The 22,420-nt window shown below is 57.8% G+C and carries 23 protein-coding genes and 1 pseudogene; 11 read left to right on the top strand and 13 right to left on the bottom strand.

Annotation, left to right across the window (positions count from 1 at the left end):
• Positions 1 to 24 precede the first annotated feature (24 nt).
• The 10 genes from RCH91_RS00620 to RCH91_RS00575 form a co-directional block, all read right to left on the bottom strand.
• Positions 25 to 636: a TetR/AcrR family transcriptional regulator gene (locus RCH91_RS00620; protein ID WP_306532576.1), complete on the bottom strand. Its 612-nt coding sequence runs from the start codon at positions 634 to 636 to the stop codon at positions 25 to 27.
• A complete protein-coding gene (locus tag RCH91_RS00615; protein ID WP_306532575.1) occupies positions 633 to 1,043 on the bottom strand; it encodes a TetR/AcrR family transcriptional regulator in 411 nt (136 codons plus the stop codon). Before RCH91_RS00615 ends, RCH91_RS00620 begins: the two co-directional genes overlap by 4 nt.
• A 123-nt stretch (positions 1,044 to 1,166) precedes the next feature.
• Positions 1,167 to 2,399 carry a SpoIIE family protein phosphatase gene (locus RCH91_RS00610; RefSeq protein ID WP_306532574.1) on the bottom strand — a complete coding sequence of 411 codons (1,233 nt, stop codon included), beginning with the start codon at positions 2,397 to 2,399 and terminating at the stop codon, positions 1,167 to 1,169.
• Entirely contained in the window at positions 2,383 to 3,546 is a 1,164-nt protein-coding gene (gene ercA, locus RCH91_RS00605) for an alcohol dehydrogenase-like regulatory protein ErcA (protein WP_306532573.1), read from the bottom strand. The genes RCH91_RS00610 and ercA overlap by 17 nt, the downstream gene beginning before the upstream one ends.
• 109 nt (positions 3,547 to 3,655) lie before the next feature.
• Positions 3,656 to 3,955: a putative quinol monooxygenase gene (locus tag RCH91_RS00600; protein WP_306532572.1), complete on the bottom strand. Its 300-nt coding sequence runs from the start codon at positions 3,953 to 3,955 to the stop codon at positions 3,656 to 3,658.
• A gap of 11 nt (positions 3,956 to 3,966) precedes the next feature.
• Positions 3,967 to 4,851 (bottom strand): hypothetical protein, encoded by an 885-nt coding sequence (locus RCH91_RS00595; protein ID WP_306532571.1) that lies wholly within the window; start codon positions 4,849 to 4,851, stop codon positions 3,967 to 3,969.
• 136 nt (positions 4,852 to 4,987) lie between these two features.
• Positions 4,988 to 5,272: a hypothetical protein gene (locus RCH91_RS00590; protein ID WP_306532570.1), complete on the bottom strand. Its 285-nt coding sequence runs from the start codon at positions 5,270 to 5,272 to the stop codon at positions 4,988 to 4,990.
• Positions 5,273 to 5,314: 42 nt separating this feature from the next.
• Positions 5,315 to 5,845, bottom strand: a complete 531-nt coding sequence (locus RCH91_RS00585; RefSeq protein ID WP_306532569.1) for a hypothetical protein — start codon at positions 5,843 to 5,845, stop codon at positions 5,315 to 5,317.
• A gap of 75 nt (positions 5,846 to 5,920) precedes the next feature.
• Complete coding sequence (locus tag RCH91_RS00580) at positions 5,921 to 6,193, bottom strand: DUF4242 domain-containing protein (protein WP_306532568.1); 273 nt, start codon at positions 6,191 to 6,193, stop codon at positions 5,921 to 5,923.
• Between the two features lie 70 nt (positions 6,194 to 6,263).
• Complete coding sequence (locus tag RCH91_RS00575) at positions 6,264 to 7,463, bottom strand: hypothetical protein (protein ID WP_306532567.1); 1,200 nt, start codon at positions 7,461 to 7,463, stop codon at positions 6,264 to 6,266.
• Positions 7,464 to 8,211: 748 nt separating this feature from the next.
• Here RCH91_RS00575 and RCH91_RS00570 point away from each other — a divergent pair.
• The 9 genes and pseudogenes from RCH91_RS00570 to RCH91_RS00530 all read left to right on the top strand — a co-directional run.
• On the top strand, positions 8,212 to 9,375 hold the full coding sequence (locus tag RCH91_RS00570; RefSeq protein WP_306532566.1) for an iron-containing alcohol dehydrogenase: 1,164 nt from the start codon (positions 8,212 to 8,214) through the stop codon (positions 9,373 to 9,375).
• A gap of 1 nt (position 9,376) precedes the next feature.
• Complete coding sequence (locus RCH91_RS00565) at positions 9,377 to 10,585, top strand: nitrogen regulation protein NR(II) (protein WP_306532565.1); 1,209 nt, start codon at positions 9,377 to 9,379, stop codon at positions 10,583 to 10,585.
• On the top strand, positions 10,573 to 11,949 hold the full coding sequence (locus RCH91_RS00560; protein WP_306532564.1) for a sigma-54 dependent transcriptional regulator: 1,377 nt from the start codon (positions 10,573 to 10,575) through the stop codon (positions 11,947 to 11,949). Before RCH91_RS00565 ends, RCH91_RS00560 begins: the two co-directional genes overlap by 13 nt.
• A 295-nt stretch (positions 11,950 to 12,244) precedes the next feature.
• Complete coding sequence (locus RCH91_RS00555; RefSeq protein ID WP_306532563.1) at positions 12,245 to 13,390, top strand: radical SAM/SPASM domain-containing protein; 1,146 nt, start codon at positions 12,245 to 12,247, stop codon at positions 13,388 to 13,390.
• Between the two features lie 453 nt (positions 13,391 to 13,843).
• The gene (locus tag RCH91_RS00550; protein WP_306532562.1) at positions 13,844 to 15,049 is read left to right on the top strand and encodes an iron-containing alcohol dehydrogenase; all 1,206 of its coding nucleotides are present in this window, start codon (positions 13,844 to 13,846) and stop codon (positions 15,047 to 15,049) included.
• Positions 15,050 to 15,181: 132 nt separating this feature from the next.
• Positions 15,182 to 16,084 carry a MoxR family ATPase gene (locus RCH91_RS00545; RefSeq protein WP_306532561.1) on the top strand — a complete coding sequence of 301 codons (903 nt, stop codon included), beginning with the start codon at positions 15,182 to 15,184 and terminating at the stop codon, positions 16,082 to 16,084.
• A complete protein-coding gene (locus RCH91_RS00540; protein WP_306532560.1) occupies positions 16,084 to 17,523 on the top strand; it encodes a VWA domain-containing protein in 1,440 nt (479 codons plus the stop codon). Before RCH91_RS00545 ends, RCH91_RS00540 begins: the two co-directional genes overlap by 1 nt.
• Positions 17,524 to 17,572: 49 nt before the next feature.
• Positions 17,573 to 19,477, top strand: a complete 1,905-nt coding sequence (locus RCH91_RS00535) for a PAS domain-containing sensor histidine kinase (protein WP_306532559.1) — start codon at positions 17,573 to 17,575, stop codon at positions 19,475 to 19,477.
• Between the two features lie 34 nt (positions 19,478 to 19,511).
• Positions 19,512 to 19,679, top strand: a pseudogene (locus RCH91_RS00530) (EamA family transporter); the annotation flags it as partial.
• Between the two features lie 24 nt (positions 19,680 to 19,703).
• Here RCH91_RS00530 and aqpZ read toward each other — a convergent pair.
• Positions 19,704 to 20,393, bottom strand: coding sequence for an aquaporin Z (aqpZ, locus tag RCH91_RS00525; protein WP_306532557.1), 690 nt, complete (start codon positions 20,391 to 20,393; stop codon positions 19,704 to 19,706).
• A 69-nt stretch (positions 20,394 to 20,462) separates the two neighbouring features.
• Between aqpZ and RCH91_RS21375 the strand changes: the two genes are divergently transcribed.
• Entirely contained in the window at positions 20,463 to 20,651 is a 189-nt protein-coding gene (locus RCH91_RS21375) for a type II toxin-antitoxin system HicA family toxin (protein WP_373694349.1), read from the top strand.
• A 1-nt stretch (position 20,652) separates the two neighbouring features.
• Entirely contained in the window at positions 20,653 to 21,054 is a 402-nt protein-coding gene (locus RCH91_RS00520) for a type II toxin-antitoxin system HicB family antitoxin (protein WP_306532556.1), read from the top strand.
• Positions 21,055 to 21,468: 414 nt separating this feature from the next.
• On the opposite strand, the gene RCH91_RS00515 is transcribed toward RCH91_RS00520, so the two are convergent.
• The gene (locus RCH91_RS00515; protein WP_306532555.1) at positions 21,469 to 21,726 is read right to left on the bottom strand and encodes a transposase; all 258 of its coding nucleotides are present in this window, start codon (positions 21,724 to 21,726) and stop codon (positions 21,469 to 21,471) included.
• Between the two features lie 141 nt (positions 21,727 to 21,867).
• Positions 21,868 to 22,215, bottom strand: a complete 348-nt coding sequence (locus RCH91_RS21370) for a DUF3024 domain-containing protein (RefSeq protein WP_373694350.1) — start codon at positions 22,213 to 22,215, stop codon at positions 21,868 to 21,870.
• Positions 22,216 to 22,420: the final 205 nt, after the last annotated feature.

Raw genomic sequence — 22,420 nt, 5'->3', positions numbered from 1 at the left:
TTGTTTCATGCGACGGTAAAAAAACTACTTCAACACCCCCTTCGTGAAAATGTCCATGATGTGCTGGATGAGCTCCTCGTCGCGCTCGGGGGAATGGTCCACGAGTTCGCCGGTCGCCGGCTCCAGAAGGAAATAGAAGTTGATCATGCCGGCCAGGGCAAGGGCCGTATCGGTCGGGTCGAGCCCTTCCCGGAACTGGTGGTGGGACAGACCGTCGGCAAAGGTCTCCTGGAGGATCTTCACGACACCCTGAATGGCCGGCTTGACGATGGTGACAAAGCAGGGGGTCGGATTGGTGAGCTCGCTGGTGTAGAACCTGAGCAGATAGGGGCTCTTCCGGTATCGGGCAACGGTGGCCCTGACATAGAGTTCGAACTTTTTCAGAGGATCAATTTCCATCGGTTTGATCTCCGCAACACGCTTCAGGACGGCGAACTGCTCGTTGAGGACGGCGGCGTAAAGCCCTTCCTTGCCACCGAAATAGTAGGAAATCATGGAAACATTGACGCTGGCGTACCCGGCGATCTCCCGGACGCTGACGCCGTTGAACCCCTTCTCGGCAAAAAGTGGGGTGGCGACGGCAATGAGCGTTTCACGGCAATCAGTGTCTGCCCGTGTCGTATCCCGTTCTGTCATGCAACTTTCTCCGCCTTCTCCACCAGGCTGGCAAAGGATTCAGCATCGTTGTTGAGGCAGTGGGGGCATTCGGGGGCATCGGGGTTGGCGCTGGCGGTGGCCGGCACGAACTCTTCCGCGGTTCCCCGGTGGAAGCAGATGCCGCACTCCAGAAGGTATGCAGCAAATTTTTCTCCCGGATTAATGTCCATGTCGGCGATCACGGCGATCCGTCCGAGGCCGGCGAACTGCTCGCGGATGACGGCAGCATACAGCCCTTCCTTCCCGCCAAAGTGGTACGAAATAAGTGAAGGATTGGCACCGGCTGCCCGGGCTATCTCTCTGACGTTGACGCCGGAGAGCCCCTTTGCGGCAAACAGAGGGGTAGCGGCGGCTATCAGACATAAGCGGTGGTCCTTCTTCGACATAACTGCCTCATTCAAACGTTTGTTCAAATAAAGAATATACTCATCACTTTTTTAATGCAAGGGGTGAGACGAAAAAAATCCACGGGATTGATGAACAGGGAAAAGGAGGCTTGCGTCTTGGGGTTACACGACCTTCATGACGATCATGGTCATATCATCCTGCGGGGGTGCGCCTCCGGTAAATGCCGACACCTCCCGGAGCACGGCGTCGCTGATCTCCCGGGGCGATTCCGAATGCCGTGCGCCGATGATGCCGCAGAGCCTGCCAAGGCCGAACAGCTCTCCGGCGTCGTTCTGGGCTTCGATGATGCCGTCGGTGTAGAGGATGAGCACATCACCTTCCTCCATCGAGAGTTGTTTTTCTTCGAAAGGGAGCCCTTTCCTGACCCCCATGATAAGTCCTTCGGCGTCCAACTCACTGCACCCTGAGACGGAGCGACGGGAAAGAAGTGGTGAGCAGTGCCCCGCGTTTGAATAGGTCAGGGTACAGGTCGAGGTGTCGTACTTGACATAGAACATGGTGATGAAGAGCTCCGCCTGGCTGAGATCCTCGTAGAGAATATCGTTGAGGCTGGCGAGGATATCTCCGGTGCCGGTGAACGAGTTAACCTGGGCTCGCAGAACAGAGCGGGCCTCGGCCATCATCAGGGCTGCACCGAAACTGTGTCCCGATACATCGGCGATGACCATGTCCAGTATGCCGTCTTCGCGTCGGTAGAAGTCGTAATAGTCACCACCCACATGGGTGGCGGGAAGACAGTATCCGGCGAGACGGACACCGGGCAGTTCCGGAGGAGCGGCAGGGAGGAGGGAGAGCTGGATCTGACGGGCAAGTTCCATCTCACGCAGTATCCTGAAGTTCTCCAGGAGCGCCTTCTCCGCCCGCTTTCGTTCGGTTATGTCCCGGGCCACTGCAACGCCGTACAGGTTCTTATGGAAACTGACCAGCCTGATGGTGATCTCCACCGGAAGCTTCTCTCCGGAACACTTGTACAGCTGGGTGGTAATCGTGTCCTGGTCCCTTCCTTCCGCATGGCCGAAGGCTACCAGTTCCCTGATTCTGACCGCCGCAACCTCCGGGACGAATTTTTCGAGGGGAAGGGAAAGGAGTTCCTGCCGGCTGCACTCCAGTTGGCGGCAGGCCGATTCATTGACATCTATAAAGGAGAGAGACGGGATTTTAAGGAGGAAGATACAGTCGTTGCTTTGGTCCAGAAGGGCCCGAAACCGTTCCAGCTCATCGAGTTTTTGCTGAAGCTCAGGATAATAGGTCTTTCGCAGGGAACGCTCACCAAGTCCTATGATCTTTTCCCGCTCGGCCTCCCAGGATTCCGTCGGATCAGAGGGCTTTTTCATAGATAGCCTCAATGTCCTTAATGGTGGGCTGCCGTGGGTTGGTAAAGATACAGGGATCGTTCAGTGCCTTTAGTGCGAGCTCGGGAATGTCGCTCTTTGTAACGCCGAGACGGGCCAGGGTATGGGTAATTCCGGCCGACTCCCTGAAGAAAGTAATCTTGGAGTGCAGGGCAGATCTCATGTCATCAGGGGCCATCCCCATGGTCGACAGTCCCATTGCCTCACCGATAAGCATGTAGCGGTCCGGGACCGCATCAAAATTGAAATCGATGATATAGGGGAGAAGGAGTGCGTTGCACTCGCCGTGGGGAGCATCCAAGAGCCCTCCCAAACTGTGCGCCATGGCATGGATAAGTCCGAGGCTGGTATTGGAAAAAGCGAGCCCCGCTTCCAGGCTTGCCAGCATCATCCGGCCGCGGAAATTGCGATTGTCCGGGGCCTCAAGAGTCGGCAGAAGATTTGAAGAAACCAGCCTGATTGCCTGAAGTGCAAAGAGGTCGGTGATGGGGGAATGGGCCGTTGAGACGAAAGCCTCGATCGCATGGCACAGGGCGTCCAGCGCCGTGTCCGCCGTCAACTCCGAAGGCATCGATGTGGTGGTGACCGGATCGATCAGAGCGACATCCGGAACAATCATTTTGCTGATAATCGCGTACTTTACCCTGCGATCGGCGTCCGTGATGATGGCAAACTGGGAAACGTCCGCGGAAGAGCCGGCGGTGGTCGGGACACAGATCAGGGGAGGCATGGAGAGTTCCACCTTGTCCACCCCTTCAAACTCGCGGACATCCCGTTTGTTGGCGCTGACAATGCCGATCCCCTTGGCGCAGTCCATGGGACTCCCTCCCCCGACCGCGACAATGGCATTGCACCCTTCCCGCTGATAGAAGTGGGCACCGGCCTCGACTTCATTAACCTTGGGATTGCTGGTTACCGAAGAATAGACAGCATAGTCAAAGCCTGCCTCCTTCAGGGTTGTGATCACATCATCCGTCCACCCGGCCGCCAGTACCCCGGGATCAGTAACGAGCAGCACCTTGCGGGCGCCGAAGTTTTTTGCGTAACGGGCAACCAATTTGCGGGCGTCGTTGCCGAATATGAATTCGGGAGCCACGAATTTTCGTAAGGAGAATTCATCCTGTTCCATTGCGCTTCCCCCTCTTTTCTGAAGAAAAGAGCGAATGACTATCATTATTTCTAATGATTATAACAGGAATCCACGAAAAGTCGGGTGAACGAACCGTTCGAATTCAGCCCTATGAAATCATCTCCCAGAGGGTGATGTCGAGGGGCTCGGCCAGGAGTCCAGGAGCTTTTGCCTTGAACGCCTCCAGGTAGGGCATGGCCAGATGCTCCTCCAGGGCCTTCAAACTAACCCAGTTCTCGTAGAGCATGAAGAGAGCCGGGTCATCGGCGGACTGGTGCAGATCGTAGTTGATGCACCCCGCCTCGGCCCGGGTCGGAGCGACGAGGGCCATGATTTCCTGCCGTACCTGCTCTTCCAGCCCGGCCTTCGCTCTGGCCCGGGCAATCACCGTCACCTTTCCGTCTGCCATGGTTCGCCTCCTTACAGTTCGTTCAGTATTTCGAGCCGCTTCTTCTGATACTCGTCGTCGGTAACAAGCCCCTTGTTCTTCAGGCCATTCAGGATAATGAGCCGCTCCTCCAGGCTTTTCGGCTGGTTGGCCGGCCGGTCCACCATTTTCGGCGTCTTCTGGGAAGGGGCTGCCGGCACGACAACCGGAGCATCCGGTTCCGGGCGTGGCTGCGCGGCCTCGGTAACGGGCGGTGCATCACTGTACGGGGAGAAGACGAGCCAGTCCGGCCGTTTCGTGGTGAACGGCACCCCACCCGCTGCCGCCGCGATTCGGCCGTCGATGGCGGACGGCTTCAAACGGGAACCGGGAACGAAGGGATAGAGACGCCGGTCTTCGTTGTCCATCACATCCCGGTGAACGATGCCAAGGATCAGGTTAAGCCTTCCATCCTGGTAGAACATCCGGCCGGTGGTCACTTTCGTCTCCTTGAGAAAGCCTTCGAGTGTGGAGTAATAGCCAAAGACGGCAAAGGTTACATCCTCGTCGGGGCCTGCCTGGCGTAATCCTTTGACACCGGCATCCTCCAGAACCTTCAGTTCCGTTTCAGAAAACAGCGGCGCCGGCGCCCCTTTTCCCGGCATCACGACAACCACCGAAGCCAGAGCCCTGCGGATTTCAGCGGAAGAGACCATCGCCGGATGGTCATTGGCAACGACGGGAGTACTGCCTCCCCGCTCCTGCGGAACCACATTCACAAACTGGTCCCGCACCTTCCAGACAGTCTGCCCCGATCCAGCCTCAGCACCACCTGTCTTCATCGACGCGCAGCCCGCAAGAGACAGGGCCACAAGCAGCACCATCCCACAAAGCTGCACCGCTGCACCAATTGATATGTTCAGCTTCGATATTTCCATGATCTGCTCCTTCCCGGCGCCATGCATGTACCGTTAGCCACTCAAACCGTTGCCTGACTGCTCTGAAAAAAGGGAGGGGCGACACTGCCCCTCCCCCTGCGGCGACTTCAAGGCCACGGACCCGAACGCGGAGCACCTACTTCCTGGCCGGTTTCCCTTCAATCTTGTCCAGGAGTTCCTGGGCCTCTTTCAACTTCTGCTCCAGCTTCTGCACATCCTCAGCCGAGTAAGTCCTGGTACCCTTCTTCATCTCGGTCTGCATTTTCTTGACTCTTTTCTGGATAGCTTCCGCTTCACCCAGGCAATTCTTTGCCGAGATGTTGCAGATGGCCTGCTCCTGTTTGGACGGCTCCTGGGCAAGCGCGGGGATGGCACCCGAGACCATAAAAGCCGTCATAACGATAAGTGCACGTTTTTTCATGCATGCCTCCTTGAGTTAGTTCATTGTGATGTCGGTCTTTCCCTAGAAAGGAAGTTTACCAAATCCCATAAGAGAAAACGCCGGGGTCAGAAGACAGGTGAAAGTCAGGACAATAAACATCCCCGCGGCAACCTTGCCGCTGATCTTGCCATACGTCACACCGGTAACGGTAAAGCAGATAACGACGAACGTAACGTTCATGAACGCCAGATAGGGGGCTACGCCGATAATCGTGGTCCCATCAGGCTTATGGCCGCCACCGGTGGCAAAGAAATACGCGTAAACGGCACAGACGATGCCGACAAGCAAGGCGCCGTTCCCGACGGTCCGCAGGTCTGTCACACCCGTCAAAAGGGCATGGCCAGTCTGCATGTACAGGACACCGAACACGAACAGCAGCCCGGCGGTGAAGGGATCGGCAAAAACCGCCGCCTGAAGAGTCGCACCTATGACAACAAGTATACCAACGACCGCACTGACGAAACCAGTGCTTTTGGCTTCCCCGTATCCCAGGAAAAACATGCCGACCGGAATCCACATAATGCTGATCAAAACGAGTAGCGCTAACGTCATAACCTTCTCCTTACTGACATAACCTCTCCCGTCAGGCTTCGTTGCCGGCTGCCGGGAAAGGGTTGGGCCCCTGTCTCACTCGGCAGTGGTCGGATCGATAACGGTTCTCACTTCCGCTACGCTGTTGGCTGGAAAGCCACCCTGCTTCGCATGTTCGAGAACCATTTCCTTGTTCGGGGCGATATAGATGCAGTAGATCTTGTCATCGGTCACAAAGCTCTGTACCCACTGAATCTGGGGACCGAGCCCGGAGAGGACACTGCACGACTTCTGGGAGATGGCCTGGAGATCCTGGGGCGACAGCTTCCCTGCTCCTGGCAGGTCTCGTTCGATCACGTACTTCGGCATGGGGAGACTCCTTTTATCGTGTGCCTTGCATCACCGGGATGTCAGGCACAGTTTGCATGAACAGCCGATGTTACCAGTAGAAGAAGGTGCCGAGCGCCACCATGTTGCCATTCTGTTTGTCGCCGTTGAACCACTTGTCCTGGGCCCAGGTATACTCCGCCATGACCTGCCAGTTCTTGTTGATGTTATAGGTTACGGCACCCACCGCCGCATGCTGCATCTTGATATGGGAGTTCACATCCGCCTTGTCCGCATCGGTTTCTTCAGCCCGTGATTGGCCATAGTTGATGCCCAGCTTCCACTCGGGGGTCAGCTGATAGGTGGTCTGGGCCAGAAAGCCCCAGTTATACCGCTCCTTGCCGACGGCATCGGTGGCATCGTCACCCTGCATGCCGAGCATCCCCAGGGCCCGGCCTCCATAGCCCGAGGCCAAGAGTTCGAGGTTGCCCAGGAAAACCTGCACGCCGGTAGCGCCGCCAAGGGAGGTGGCATGGCCGCCGTCACGAGGACCGCTGGTGAACCCAGCCGTCTGGTAGAGACCTTCCAGCCAGGCCTGCATCTTGCCTCCCGTGAAGGTGGTGGCATAGGAGACCTCGGCTTCCAGGCGGGGGATGTTTTTCTTCGTCGCTGCGCCGATATCGTTGGTGTCGTTGACGCTGAAGGCGACCTTGACACCACTCAGGTCCGGGGTGGTGTACCGGAACTGGGCGCCGAAGTTGGGATAGAGGTAGCCGTAGCCGATGTGGCCCATAGTCGGACCGTTGGGGAGCGGGCCCACGACGCCGACACCGAAGAGGGTCATATCGGTCAGGATGTTCTTGGACTGATAGAGGTTAATGGCGCGGCCGGCGAGAAACTGGCCGAACTTGCCATCAGCGGTGAAATAGATCTCGCGGAAGTCTATGTTGGGATTGATTTCGGTGCGGCTGCCATTGTCGTTCTGGACCTGCGGGTAGAGGCCGAGCCGGACCGCGTAGTCGACTTCCTTGATGGTGGGAGACTTGATGTTGAACCCGATCCCCACCGGCAGGAGGCCGGTCCGCACCCGGAACTGCTGCTGGCCCTCTACGTCAGTGTCAAGGCCGAGTGAGCCGCCTGTGACGCCGGCAGGTCTTTCGTCGACCGACTCATAGGTAGCAAAGACGTTGATGAAGCCATCGGTGGTGAACTGCCACCCGTTTTCTCCGCCTACGACGAACGCGGCCTGGGCGGAAGGTAGTGCTGCCATGGTCGACAAAATCGTCATGGCGATAATGGTACCTTTCTTCATTGCGAATCCTCCCCTCATGTCATGGTGTACTGCGTGACGTGGTGCATCTGGCCAGGTGCCGGCTGGCTCACTCCCCGCCGGACACGCTATCGCGGCAGGGTAACTATGGTGAAACTGATCGACTAATGAATCCCGCGAGCTCCGAAAAAAATGGGCGGGGAATTGAAGGAGAACTCCCCCGCCCCAAAGGAGTAACAACTGCGCTGCCAGCGTCCCGGCAGCCTTCTTTTCGGATCTCGTCCGTCAACGAACCGATCCCGGTACACTTCTCCACTCTTTCCAATGCCCCGTGGCGAAGCACACAGGCTGGTATGAGGAAGGCGCTTGCAGCCTGCTCGCAGTCCCTGCGGAGTTACCCTTATGCAACCGCAGTACCATAAATAGAACAGTGGTTTTTAAATTGAAACAAGGATGGATAAAGAACCAACTGCACTCGCAACTATCCGTAAATAGTCGATTTAGCTATTCCTAACGATGTAGCGCACCAGCAATAGAAAATTGTTTGAATTGTGGAGGATAACCACAGCGTGGAGATTTTTCCCACCACACCCGTGGAGCGGAAGGGCAAATCAAGGGAGAGAAATTAGTTTCAGAATAATTACGTTATGTTAACAAATTGGAGTTTTATCAAACCTTGTTTGACATAACGGCATATCAATTGCTAGTATTCCTTACAGGGCAGGCATATCTGACAACCAGTTTTGTATTCACTACCCTATAACGGGGTTTACCCCGTCCAAGGATGACCATGAAAACCGCGGAGAATTCCCTTCATCATTACAAATTCGAAGTTCCGGAGATCATTTTCGGCAGGGGGCTCCTGACCCAGATCGGCCCGTGCGCCCGCCGCCTGGGGGGGCACAAGGTCTTTCTTGTGAGTGATCAGGGGCTGTTCGCTTCCGGGTGGGTGGACAGAGCCCTCAAGAGCATCATGGACGCGGGGCTCGAGGTGATCTACTACGACAACATAACGCCCAACCCCAAGGATGTGGAGGTGGAGGAAGGGGCACGGGAATACATCCGCCACGGGTGCGACATCATTGTCGGACTGGGGGGCGGGAGCTCCATGGATGCGGCCAAGGGGGTAGCGATCCTCGTCTCCAACGGGGGGAGGATCAGGGACTTCGAGGGTCCGGACAAGATATTCCGCCCCCTCCCCCCCCTTGTTCTCTGCCCCACCACCTGCGGCACCGGTTCCGACGTCTCCCAGTTCGCCATCATCAATGACACCGAGAGACGCTGCAAGATAACCATCATGAGCCGGTGTGTCGCCCCGGACATAAGCCTGACGGATCCGGACACTCTTGAGACGCTGCCCGACGAATACGTCTGCACCACCGCCACCGATGCCCTGAGCCATGCCATGGAGGCATTCTTCTCGGTGGCCTCCACCACCCTCACCGACGTCCACGCCATCAAGGCCCTGCGATTGGTTTCCACGAGCCTGGTCAGTGCCGTCAGGGAACGGAAACCCAACGACCTGGAGAACCTTGCCCGGGCCAGCCTCCACGCGGGGATGGCGTTTTCCAACTCGCTTCTGGGCATCGTCCACGCCCTCGCCCACCCCATCGGAGGGCTCTACGACGCCAACCACGGCAGCATCAACGCCGTCCTCCTGCCGGAGGTGGTCAAGTACGACATTCCCGTGGTGACGGAAAAGCTCCCGGAACTGGCCTGGGGGTTCGGGCACCAGACCGACGGCAACACCAACACCGCCTCCGAGGTGGTCCAGGAGGCCCTGGATAACATGCTCGACGCCGCCGGCGCTCCCCGGAGCCTGAGAAGCCTGGGGGTCAACCGCAAGGACCTCCCCGAGCTGGCCCGACGGGCCCTGAACGATGTCTGCATCGTTACCTCCCCGCGGGAGGCGGATGAAAAAGACCTCCTGTCGATTCTCGAAAAGGCGTTCTGACATGGGTGAAGCCAAGCGGACACAGTTTGATGAAACGAGCCTTGAACGGCTGCTGGGCCTTGAAAGCTCCAAAATCGGCTATTACGCCGAGGTCAAACAGAAGATTCAGGAACTTGAGGCAGCCAACATCGGGCTGAGAATCAAGACCAACGAGCTCCAGGCCGTCTTCGACGCCATCAGCGACGGCGTGGCCATCTACGACCACCACGGCACTGTCCAGCACCGAAACCACGTCTGTCCGCGGCTCTTTCCCCAGGAGACCCTGGTCGGCAAATCCTGCAGAGCCCTCTTTCACCCCGATGTGGAGCGCCAGCCGTCCCAGTGTCCGGTGGAGCAGGCGCTCGCCGGCGAAACCATGCAGATATCGTTTACTGCCACGAGAGGGGACGGGGTAACCCGTTACTTCGACGTCACCGCAACCCCCATCGACGACCCGAAGGTGGAGACCCGCGCCCTCCTCTTCATCCGCGACGTGACCGATAAGCGGCTCCACGAACTGCAGCTCATGCAGGCGGAAAAAATGTCGAGCATCGGCATGCTGGCGGCGGGGGTTGCCCATGAGATCAACAACCCCCTCACCTCGGTTGCGGGATATGCAGAGGCCCTCCTGCGGCGCTTCCGCTCCGAACCGGAACTGACGGAAGACCCGCGGCTCACCGACTTCAAAAAATACCTGGAGGTGATAATCCGCGAGTCATACCGCTGCAAGGGGATCATCGACAGCCTCCTCACCTTCAGCCGCAAATCCGACGGTTCCGTCGGCGTCGTGAATATCAACCAGATTCTCCAGGAGGTGCTGGAACTTGTCCGGCACAAGTCACGCTTCGAGAAGATCGAAATCACTGAATTCCTCCAGCAGGACCTGCCGCCAATCAGGGGGGACGCGGCGGGACTGAGACAGGTATTCATGAACCTGACCATGAACGCCCTCCAGTCCATTGAGGGGGCAGGGCTTGTGGAGATTGCCACCTCTGAACAGGATGGCATGATAACAGCCTCCATCTGCGATGACGGCTGCGGCATATCCTCTGTCCTTCTCGACCAGATATGGGATCCGTTCTTTACCACCAAGGAGGTGGGAAAAGGGCTCGGCCTGGGACTGGCGGTGACCTACAACATCATCAAGAAGCACGGCGGCGAGATTCAGGTTGAGAGCAAAGAGGGCAAGGGATCGAAATTCACGGTGAGGCTTCCGTCATGTCAGCTGTAGGAACGCGCAAAGAAGCGAAACTGCTCGTCGTCGAAGACGAGCGCAACCTGAGGGACTTGCTTGAAGCGGAGCTCAGACGGAGCGGCTACAAGGTCGAGACGGCCGCCGACGGTGAAGAGGGGCTGGACAAGTACCGGCAGGAGATCTTCAATGTGGTCCTCCTTGACGTCAAGATGCCGGGCATGGATGGGGTCGAAGTCCTTCGACAGATGCGCACCGAATCCACCGTTCCCGAGATCATCGTCTTCACCGGTCACGGCACCATTGAAACGGCAGTGGAATGCATCAAGCACGGGGCCTACGACTACCTCACCAAGCCGGTGAAGCTCGACGAACTGGAGATGGTGATCGACAAGGCCTATGAAAAAAACCGCCTCCGGATCGAAAACATCAACCTGAAGCTGGAAATCAACAAGTTCGAGGAGCGGATCGTCGGGAAGAGTCCGGTCATGCTGAAGCTCCTGGAAACCGTACGGCGCTGGGGGATTACCGACGAGCATGTCCTCATCTGCGGCGAGAGCGGCACGGGCAAGGAACTGGTGGCCCGGGCCGTCCACGACGCCAGCCGCCGCACCGCAAAACCCTTTGTCACGGTCAACTGCGGACGACTGAACGCCAACACCGCCGAAAGCGAGCTCTTCGGACACGTCCAGGGGGCCTTCACCGGCGCCAACAAGGGGAGAGCCGGCCTTTTCGAGCTGGCCGACACCGGCACCCTGTTCATGGACGAAATTTCCGAGATGCCCCTCGACGTCCAGGTAAAGCTCCTGCGGGTCCTGGAGACCAGCACCTTCCGGCGCCTCGGGGGAAACCACGACATCAGCGTCGACGTCCGCTTCGTCTTCGCCTCCAACAAGAAACTGGAAGAGTGCGTCAACCGGGGGGAATTCCGCGAGGACCTGTTCCACCGGATCAACCTTCTCCCCATCAATGTCCCCCCTCTGCGGGAGCGCCCCGATGACATCATCCCCCTCTCCTACTACTTCCTGAAGACCGCAACCGAAGCGGGCACCGGCGAGTGGGAGATCAGCGAGGAGGCAATGGCCGCCCTCACGGCCTACTCCTGGCCCGGCAATGTGCGGGAACTGCGCAACGTCATCCGCCGCGCCAGCATCCTCGCCACCGAGCCGGTCATCTCCTCGGACCTCCTCCCCTTCTCGCCGCCGAAGACCCTGCCGGCCCCCCGGGCCGCCGGCTCCTCAGCAGGAGAGGCCCCACCTCTCCCCCTCTGGGTCGTCGAACGGGACCACATCCAGAGGGTGCTGGAGCAGGTGGAGGGGAACAAGAGCCGGGCGGCAAAACTGCTCGAAATAGACCGCAAGACCCTTTACACGAAGCTTGAGCGGTACGGCCTGCCCACCTAGGAGCCCGTCGGAGGCGACACCGGGAGCCCGATCCCCGCGGACGTGACATCAACGGCCCGCGCACCTTTTCGCAGCCATCAAGGCGTGGCGTTTTTCTACACCCATGACCACCCGGCCGCATTCAACGGGCCCTCTTTCCATACGAACAGGCACTAAACGTCCCGATATTCCATTCCCCAGGGGGTAGCCAACCCCCTTTCCGTCAGGGGATCACACAATAATGCAGAATATTTCTACACTGTAACCTTTCTCTACGCCTGTTACGGCAGAAACTGCCGACACGGATCACCCTGCCATGAACCCAACAGTTGCACTCGACATCTTGCGAGAAAAAGGGCTGCTCCCCCCTGAGACCCTGACCCTTGCCATTACCGGAACCTGCAATCTCAGGTGCCATCACTGCTGGGTCGATGCAGGGTCCTCCGGCACAGCGCCTGCCGTGCCGACCCGGACCCTTCTCCGTCTGCTCGAAGAGTTCGGGGCACTTGGAGGGGGAGGTGTCCGCTTCACCGGCGGGGAGCCCCTCTGCCACCCGGGGTGGCTGGAACTGGTCCGATCCGCCCGCGCCATCGGTTATCGTAGTGTCTCGCTGCAGACAAACGGGATGCTGTTCACGGAGCACAACGTCGCGGCACTGAAGGAATTGGATTTCCCCGGGCTTGCAATCCAGATCAGCCTCGATGGGGCTACGGCGCCGATTCACGACCTCGTGCGGGGAAGGGGTGCCTTTGCCGGCGCGCTGGACGGGATTCGGCGGCTCCGGGATGGGGGGCTCGGGAAGCGCATCACCCTCTTTATGACAGAGATGCGGCACAACCTGGAGGAAATCCCGGCCCTGCTGCACCTGGCGAGCGAACTGGAGATCGGCTCCGCGGTAACCGGCTCCCTGGTAAGATGCGGCCGCGCCGCACAGGATTCACCGGTCGCGCCGCCCACCCTTGAACAGTACGAACTGCTGCTGCGCCGCTTCGATTCCGACCCATCATTCAGGGAGCTTTACGAACGGATCGGGAACGTGGCCGCGTTGGAGTGGCGGAGGGAGACAGCGCCCCGGACGGAGTGTTGCGCCTTTGTGCAAAACCCCTATCTCACCCCGGACGGCCGGCTCTACCCGTGCGTACTGTGCCATGTGGACCGGTATGCGGTGTTCGGGGTTCTGCAGAAGGATCTGGCATCGGCTTTTGTGGAGGGGGCCCCCCTCTGGGACACCCTCAAAAAAATGAGCCAGTGCCGCGCCGGTGCGAACGCCGCCTGCCGGGAGTGCCCCGGCCGGCTCACCTGCGCAGGGGGGTGCATGGGGCGGGCCTGGGCCAGCAGCGGGGCCCTCCTCGCCGTCGATGACCGCTGCGAGGTGCGCCAGGCACTCTATCGGCAGAACAGCAGCCTCGCTTCAACCCGGGAAAAGCATGTCGCTGCAGAGGCCACCGAGGAGACCGAGTAACACCAAATTTCCGCCTCTACGGCGAAAGGGTCCTCTCCCCTCCTCCCATCCCCCTCCCCTCACTGGGGCGAAATTACCCACTGTAGACATAATCCATACCGCCAATAGCCCCCTGAATAGCCCCTATCCTTAGAAAACTGTTTCGAATTTCCCCTCATCTCTTTTTCCCCCTGGCGCCCTCTCTTCCCACAAAACACCGTAAACAGCTGAAAATAAACCATTGTTTCTTTTGGCACCAGCTTTGCTATAACAATGTAAACAGGGCCACAATGAACTACATCGCACCCTGAAAAGGTTCTGAACGCAGGTGCCGGCAGTACTCTAAAACAAAGTTATTGGGAGGTGATACGAGGGGGCGGATCAGCCACATTTCCGGTTACCGTATCGTTGTGCAGACACAATCAAGGATGGACTCGCCAGATGAGTTCACATCACACAAAGGAGGAAGCACCCATGCCACATTTCAGAGATGTACAGCGGAAACTGAGCCTCGAAAGACAGGAGTACCCGATCAAGATGCAGCACGCCTATCCGTCGGTAAATATCGGCTGGGGTGCGCACACCATGGTTGGCAACGACGCCAAGGCGCTGGGCATGACCAACGCCCTCATCGTCACGACCGGCCTAAAGGGAACCGGCATCATCGAGGCCATACAGGGTGTTCTGAAGTATGCCGGCGTATCGTCCGAGGTCTATGACAAGGCGACTCCGAACCCGAAGGATTATGAAGTCATGGAAGGGGCCAAGGCGCTCGCCTCCGGCAAGTTCGACGGCATGATCAGCATCGGCGGCGGCTCCACCACCGACTGCGCAAAAGCCATCAAACTCGTTTACAGCCACGACGGGCAGGACGTTCGCACCTTCGAGGGTGCATTCAAGTGCACCAAGAAGAACAAGATCCCCCACCTCGCCATCAACACCACCTCGGGAACCGGTTCGGAAGTCTCCTGCTTCTCCATCATCAACCACACCGAGAAGATGTACAAAATGGCCCTGTTCGACCCGCAGTGCACACCGAGCAAGTCGGTCAACGATCCCCTCCTTCACCAGTGCATGACCCAGGAACTGGCCGCCTACACCGGCATGGACGCCCTGACCCACGCCGTGGAAGCCATCGCCTCCCGTCTCTGCGTTCAGTCCGCCTACGGCCCCGGCCTCTGGGCCATCACCGAAATTTTCGCCAACCTTCGTGAGTCCGCCTGCAACCGGAACAACGACCGGGCCGTCGAGCAGATGGTCTGGGCCGAAATGGCCGCCGCCTACAGCTTCAACAGCGCCGGCCTCGGCATCGTCCACAGCATGGCCCACGCCATGGGCGGTCTCTATGACTCTCCCCACGGCCTCTGCAACGCCATCGCCCTGGTCGATGTCTGCCGCTACAACCTGCCGGCAGCTACCGCCCGCTTCGCTATGATGGCCCGGGCAGCAGGAATCAACACCGAAGGCATGTCCGACATCAAGGCCGGCGAAAAGTTCATCGACATGATCCAGGAGCTGAAAGACGACCTGGGGATCACCACCCGCTTCGCCGACCTCGGCCTGCAGGAAAAAGACCTCGACGGTCTGTCGAAGTTCGCCGCCGCCGATATCTGCTCCGAAGGGAACCCGAAGGATGTGGGCTTCAAGGAAATGCGTTCGGTCTTCAAGGGCTGCATGTAAGACGTACCGTACAGATAGAGAAGTGCCATGACGTAAAAAGCCGCTGGGCCCGGGGAGCAGTTCTCTCCGGGCGCCAGCGGCGCTCTCACATGAGCACAAGGGGTGCACAGACAAAGCCAGACGAGGTAGCCCATGATGACTGAACAAGAGGTAAAGGATCTTCTCCAGCGCGGCGGCTACATTGCCGACGAGTCCATCGCCACCGCCGTTTTCCTTGCCCTCCGGATGGAGAAGCCGATCCTCATAGAGGGCCCCCCCGGCGTCGGCAAGACCGGCCTCGCCAAGACCCTCTCCCAGGTCATGGGCTTTCCCCTGGTGCGGCTCCAGTGCTACGAGGGTATCGACGAGGGGAAGGCGCTCTACGACTGGGAATACGGCAAGCAGCTCCTCTACACCCAGCTCCTGCGCACCCAGCTGGACAACTACCTCTCCGTATCGGCCGACCTGCGGGAGGCGGTGGAGCGTCTCTCCGCGGAAGAGAGCCTCTTCTTCTCCCAAAACTTCCTGGTGCAGCGCCCCATCCTCCGCAGTTTCCTCTCCGACACCCGGTCCCTGCTCCTGATCGACGAAATCGACCGTTCCGGCGACGAATTCGAAGCGCTCCTCCTGGAGTGCCTGAGCGATTTCCAGGTCTCCATCCCCGAACTGGGAGTCATTGAGGCCCGGAGCAGACCCCTTGCGATCCTCACCAGCAACGGCACCCGGATGATCTCCGACGCGCTGCGCCGCCGCTGCCTCTACCTCTACATCGGTTACCCCGAATTCGACCGGGAAGTGGCCATCGTCCGCACCCGGTTCCCGGAACTGTGCGAGGGGCTCGCCCGGCAGATGGTCGAATTCCTGCGCAAGGTCCGCGAGCTGAACCTGCGCAAGCCCCCCAGCGTCTCCGAAACCCTCGACTGGGCCCAGGTGCTTACCATCCTCCATACCACCCACCTCACGCCTGAGGTGGTCGCCAACACGGTAGGGGCCATTGCCAAGCACCAGGCGGACCTGAAACAGGTGACCGACCTGGCCCTGCAGGAGCTGCGATAGTGGAACGGATCATCACCAGATTCGTCACCGCCCTGCGCGAGCGGGGGGTCAGGGTCTCTCCGGGAGAGAGCCTCGATGCGGTGCACGCCCTGGCCCTTGGCGGTCTGACGGGACGGGAATCGGTCAAGGCGCTGCTGCGCCTGACCCTGGTGAAGAACGTCAACGAACTGCCGGTGTTCGACGAGGTCTTCGACCGGTTTTTCAGCAGCAGTCAACCCATCCCCCCCGGACTCGATGCCGCCGATCTCCTGGGCGCCCTGATCCATATCGTCGAAGGGGGACAACTGAAGGCCGATGAGCACAGGACGAAGGAAAAGGATGATCCGCTCCTGGTGACTGACGAGGAGTTGACCGCCGAAGAGCTGGAAGAGCTGCTAGGGCTGGAAGAGAGCGATGACGATTCCGCCGGAGCGGAGGTCATGGTGCAGCTGGACGGCTATCACGGCAAAATGGATGCGCCGACCCCATCGGACTACTACATGAAGAGTCCGCCCACCGTCGCCTTCAACCAGAACCTCGGGGCCAAGAAGCAGGTCGCATTCACCCCCGAGGAGCTGGCCGACATGCAGGAGGTGGTCTGCCGGATGCTCGTGCGCATCCGCAAGGACGTGCAACGGATGAAGGAGATGGAGAGCCGCGGCAAGCTCCATGTCATCAGGACGATCCAGAAGAACTACCGCCACGGCATGGTGCCGTTTCTCCTGTCGCTGCGCCGCAAGCGCAAAGAAAAGCCGCGACTCGTGGTTTTCTGCGACGTCAGTTTCTCGGTGAGCCACGCCACGCGCTTCATGCTGCTGCTCCTCCACACCCTCCAGAACCGGGTGATGGATGTCCGCAGCTTCGTCTTCAACAAGGACGTGGTGGAAATTACCGACCGGCTCCGCAACATGCCGGTCAATTGCCTGCTGGAAACCATCGACAAAGGTGATATCGTCAACCTGGACGATAACAGCGATTACGGCAACGTCTTCCTCACCTTCAAGAAGAAACACCTGGAAAACATGCGCGGCAAACCGGCAATCATCATCATGGGGGATGGGCGTAACAACTACAACGAAGCCAACGAGTGGGCGCTGGAGGAGATTCGGGAAAAGGCGGGCTACATGCTCTGGCTGACCCCGGAGGAGCGCGACCTCTGGCAACGGGGGGACTGTCTCATCGATCTGTACGGTTCGTACTGCGACCGTGTCGAGGTCGTCCGGGACGTGGACGAGTTGAGCCGGATCGTGGAGGACCTTTTCCACACCCTCTACGATCATCATGATACCCGGGCCTGGAAGGGACGCCGCCAGGAGCCCGAGGCTCAAGAGGATGAAACATACTGGAACTACTACAACAGGGCCTCACCGACTGAACGGCCCGTCTTTGCGATGAAGCCAAGCCCTTCCAGCAGCGAATGGAAAGAACGTTTCGGCATCCACTACCGGAAAAGGGGCTGACGCGTGGGTGCGCAGGTGAACGCACTTCGCCCGCCCCGAGGCACAACCATTGAATACTACCTGTGAATTCCAGAGTCATCGCCTCGAACTGGAGACGAAGATCGATGAGTTGCGCCGGTCCCGCGAGGAACTGGAAGCATCAAGGAACACGTACGCCCTCCTGTACGATTTCGCCCCGGTTGGCTATTTCACCCTGGACCGGGACGGGGTGATCCAATCGGTCAACCTGTTCGGTGTTCGCCTGCTGGGGGTGGAACGCGCCGGCCTGATCAGCCGGCGCTTCGAGCAGTTCGTCGCCGACGAGGAGCGGTTCGTCTTTGACAAATTCATCCGGACGGTCTTTGCCAGCCAGGGGAAGGAGACCTGCCGGCTGAGGCTGCTGAAAAGCGATCTGCAACCGCTCTTCGTCCGGATAGAGGCGATGGCCACCGAGTCGGGGGAGGAGTGCCTTGCCGTGCTCGTGGACATCACCGAGCGCAGGCGGGCGGAGCACGCGCTGGCCGAGAGCGAGTACAATCTCGCCAAGGCCCAGTCCATGACCCACGTGGGGTCCTGGAGCTTCGATCCCGCAACAGGCGAGGTGAACGCATCCGATGAGCTGCTGCGGATTTTGCGCCTGAGCCGTGACGATACTACCCACGAGGCCTTTGCCAGCGTGGTCCATCCCGAGGACCTGGAAAACGTCATGGACCACCTCCGGCTGGGCATTGAACATGGCAAGAGCTACGAAATCGAGCACCGCCTGCAGTTTGCAGACGGCACCTCGAAGTGGGTCTATACCATCGTCGAGCCGTCGGTCAACAGCGCCGGCACGGTGGTGAAGCTCTACGGCACCACCCAGGACATCACCGAGCGCAAGCAGGCAGAAGTGGACCTGAGGAACAAGACCAACGAGCTGCAGGCCATCTTCGACTCCATCAGCGACGGCATCACGGTCTATGACCATGACGGCCTGGTCCAGCACCACAATCTCATCAGCCCCTGGATGTTTCCCCATCAAATGATTCCGGGCACATCGTGCCAGCCTATGTTTCACCCGGAGACCCCTTCCCTGCCGCAGGGATGTCCCGTCGAGCGGGCGCTGCGGGGCGAGCGGGTGGAAACCTCCCAGGTGTCCGTGCGTGAAGGGGGGAAAACCCGGTATGTGGACATTACCGCAACCCCCATCAAGGACGCGCTGGGAGAGAAAGACCGGGCGCTGGTCTTTTTCAGGGACGTCTCGGAAAAGCGGCTCCAGGAAATGCACCTGATCCAGACCGAAAAGATGTCGGCCATCGGCGTTCTTGCAACAGGAATCGCCCACGAGATCAACAACCCCCTCACGTCGGTGGCGGGCTACGCAGAAGCACTGCAGCGACGGTTCCGCGACGAACCGGGCCTCAAAGATGATTTCCGCCTGGATGTCTTTCCCCAGTATCTCGATGTCATCGTCCGGGAGTCCTATCGCTGCAAAGGGATCATCGACAACCTCCTCAGCTTCGGCAGAACATCGGACGGAGCCTTTATCGCGGTGGATATCAACGGAGTCCTGCGGGAAATTCTCGAACTGCTGGAGCACCAGCCGAGCTACCGGCAGATTCACGTCGTGACCAGCCTGAAGGAGGACCTCCCCCCTGTCCTCGGCGACCCGTCCGGGCTTCGCCAGGTCTGCATGAACCTGCTGATCAATGCCCACCAGGCGATCACGGATGGAGGGACGGTGGAGGTAACCACGGACCTTGCGGATGACGACATGGTATCCGTTCAGATTCGCGATACCGGTTGCGGCATTCCCCAAGAGACCATCGAACGGATCTGGGACCCGTTTTTCACCACCAAAAAAGTCGGCAAGGGGATCGGCCTCGGCCTGGCCCTGACCTATAACATTGTCAAGCGCCACGGAGGCGAGATCAGTGCGGAAAGCAGGAATAATGAGGGGTCACGGTTCACGGTGAAGCTGCCGGTCAGCCGCTGATTCGCTGAAAAGGCGTGCCTGGGGTATTATAGGGACACATGCCGTCACTGTGCAGCTCAGTGTGCCGGTCATCGCGGCTGCGGGGGGGATTATCCTGCTCGGTGAAACCATCACCGTCCGCCTGGTGATCGCCTCCACGGCGATTCTCGGCGGCATTGCGCTGGTGATCCGCGCGAAAGCTTCGTCTGGTTTTAGATATTGACTGATATATTCGGTACGTTATCAATCAGTCGTCTGCTCTGCCGATGAACCGATAAATGGCCGCACCGAGGAGAGCTCCAGCAACGGGTGCAACCCAAAAGAGCCACAACTGGGCTATCGCCCAATCGCCGACGAACAAAGCAACGGCTGTACTCCGTGCAGGGTTTACCGATGTGTTAGTAACAGGAATGCTGATCAAGTGAATCAAGGTAAGCCCCAAGCCTATTGGTAACGGAGCAAAGCCTTGTGGTGCCCGTTTGTCGGTTGCACCAAGAATAATGAGCAGAAACATCATGGTCATAACAATTTCACAAACCAGAGCAGCCAGCAGGGAATACCCACCAGGCGAATGGACGCCGTAGCCATTGGAAGCAAAGCCTGCGGTCACATCAAAGCCAGCCTTGCCACTGGCAATGATATAGAGTACGCCACCCGCGAGAACGCCGCCCAAGACCTGCGCGATTATGTAAGGTATCAGTTGATTTGCTGGAAACCTACCACCAGCCCAAAGTCCGACAGAAACTGCAGGATTGAGATGACAGCCGGATATATGCCCAATCGCATAGGCCATCGTCAGCACTGTCAATCCAAATGCCAGCGAAACACCAAGCAAGCCAATGCCCACATTTGGAAATGCAGCAGCCAATACCGCACTTCCGCACCCGCCGAGAACCAGCCAAAATGTACCAAAAAACTCAGCGCCATATTTTTTCATGTTCTTCTCCTTTCAGTTTGTGATGCTTATTCCTAACTACGAGTACAACGGCTTTGCCGGTGTTACGCTTTGCTGAAAATAACTTTTACCATTGACTCAGTGTGTATCGGTGTGTATTGTGCCGGCGGCAAAGGCGACCACCAGAAATACAAACACCCGTCAAAAGCTGGCCATGTTGTAGTGCCACATCCACGTAAAGACCTGCCAACCGGAACCTTGCGGAACATTTTCCGTCAGGCAGGTTGGGAATGGAGGTAAAATGTTATACCCCGCATATGTTCACATTGGAGATGATAAACACGCCTATGGTGTAACTATCCCCGACTTTCCCGGCTGCTTCTCTGCCGCCGATGACTGGGAGGATTTACCACACATGATCCAAGAGGCAGCAGAAGTCTATTTTGAAGGCGAGGATATACCTGTACCGGCACCAACATCATTAGAACAATTGGCTACTAACCCCGAATATCAAGGAGGGGTCTGGCTCTTGGTAGATATTGATCTTGCTAAACTTAAACTTAAAGCAAGGCGAGTAAATATCACCATGTCGGAAAATCTGCTGCATGAGATCGACCGTTATGCCGAGCAATACCATATGACTCGTTCCGGCCTATTGGCCCAGGCTGCCGAGCAATATATTCACCGCAAACAATCAGCTTAAAAGAGTAAACTCAAAGGAGTAAACTCAAAGGGTCAGACCTACACAATTGACAAATTTAAGCTTTTGGACTACCCAGGATGGTGGAAGCGACTGTTTCCTGCAAGGGGCTCTTATATTCCGCTTTTATGAAGTCGTGCACGAATTGGCGGTACTTCTTCCGGGCAGTTGCTTCTCTCTTGCCGAAGTAACCGAGGATGAAGTCAGGTTCTCAACCATCCCGGAGCCAAAGCATCTCCTGTGTAGCTGTGATAGCTCATCCAGGGGTACACTTCAGGCCTTTCGGCGATACCGGCCTTGACGGGGTTCAGGTGTATGTAACGCGATAGCTCTGTTGCATAGGTATCTGCCTCCACGAGAATTGCCTTGTAGCGACCCTGTAGAAGATGCCCGGCCCGTTTGCGTTTGACGTTGTAGTTAAGTCGTGTAAGAGCTGTTGATATGCTTCATTATCTGTGAAAGGTTGCCTTGCGGCGTTTCCAGCATCAGGTGATAATGATTGTTCATCAGGCAATACGCATGAATAACAGCGCCATATCGTTCCGTGGCCCCTTCCAGGTAAGAGAGAAACTTTCCCCGGTCTCCTTTGCTCTTGAAGATATCCTTCTGCTCGTTCCCCCTTGCAGTAACGTGGTAAAATGCACCGGGGTATTCGATTCGCAGTGGGCGGGCCATTGTCTGCTCCTTCAATTCTACATTTGTTTCTAACGAATGGTACCGAAGTTATAAGAGTTGTCAAATGTGTAGGTCTGACCCTTAGGTGATGACCTAAGAGTTGTCAAATGTGTAGGTCTGACCCTTAGGTGATGACCGTATCTAGCCAAAGAAACATCCATACTCATCAGCGTTCACAACCTCAAAAAACTTTTCGATTGAGGGGACAGTCAAGTCAGGTTTGTAGCCATGCCATTTCAAATCAGCTCGGCGCCAGAATATTTTCCAGTGTTTCTGAGTTGATACATAAGTTGCCTTCGCAAATGGGTGTTCTCGAATTATGCTTGGGTCGTCCCATTGCGGACGGATTTCGAAGAGTTCCAAGCTTTGTCCCGAGAGCCTGTACCCCAAGTCTACTTCAGGGCGTATTTCAGGAGGTGGCCGCCTGATTTTTAAAAATTTTGCCAACGCCTTTTCAATTTTTTTCAGTTCAAATTCAGAGAATGCCATAACCTCAACCACCTTCTTATCAGGGCTTGGATAACCGTCGGGGAAATTACAAATTAGCGAACCAGTATAGTGGACCCCAATTTCAGGACAATAGTTTAAGATGGTGCCTGCGATAAAAAGGAGCAGGCAATGAGTGAACGGAAGCGCAAAAGCTTCACCAGTCAGTACAAGACGAAAGTTGCTCTTGAGGCGATCCGAGGCGTCA

Origin of the sequence: Geobacter sp., assembly GCF_030834625.1 — a bacterium.
Taxonomy (GTDB): Bacteria; Desulfobacterota; Desulfuromonadia; order Geobacterales; family Geobacteraceae; genus Geobacter.
This window is presented reverse-complemented; position numbering and strand designations above follow the sequence as displayed.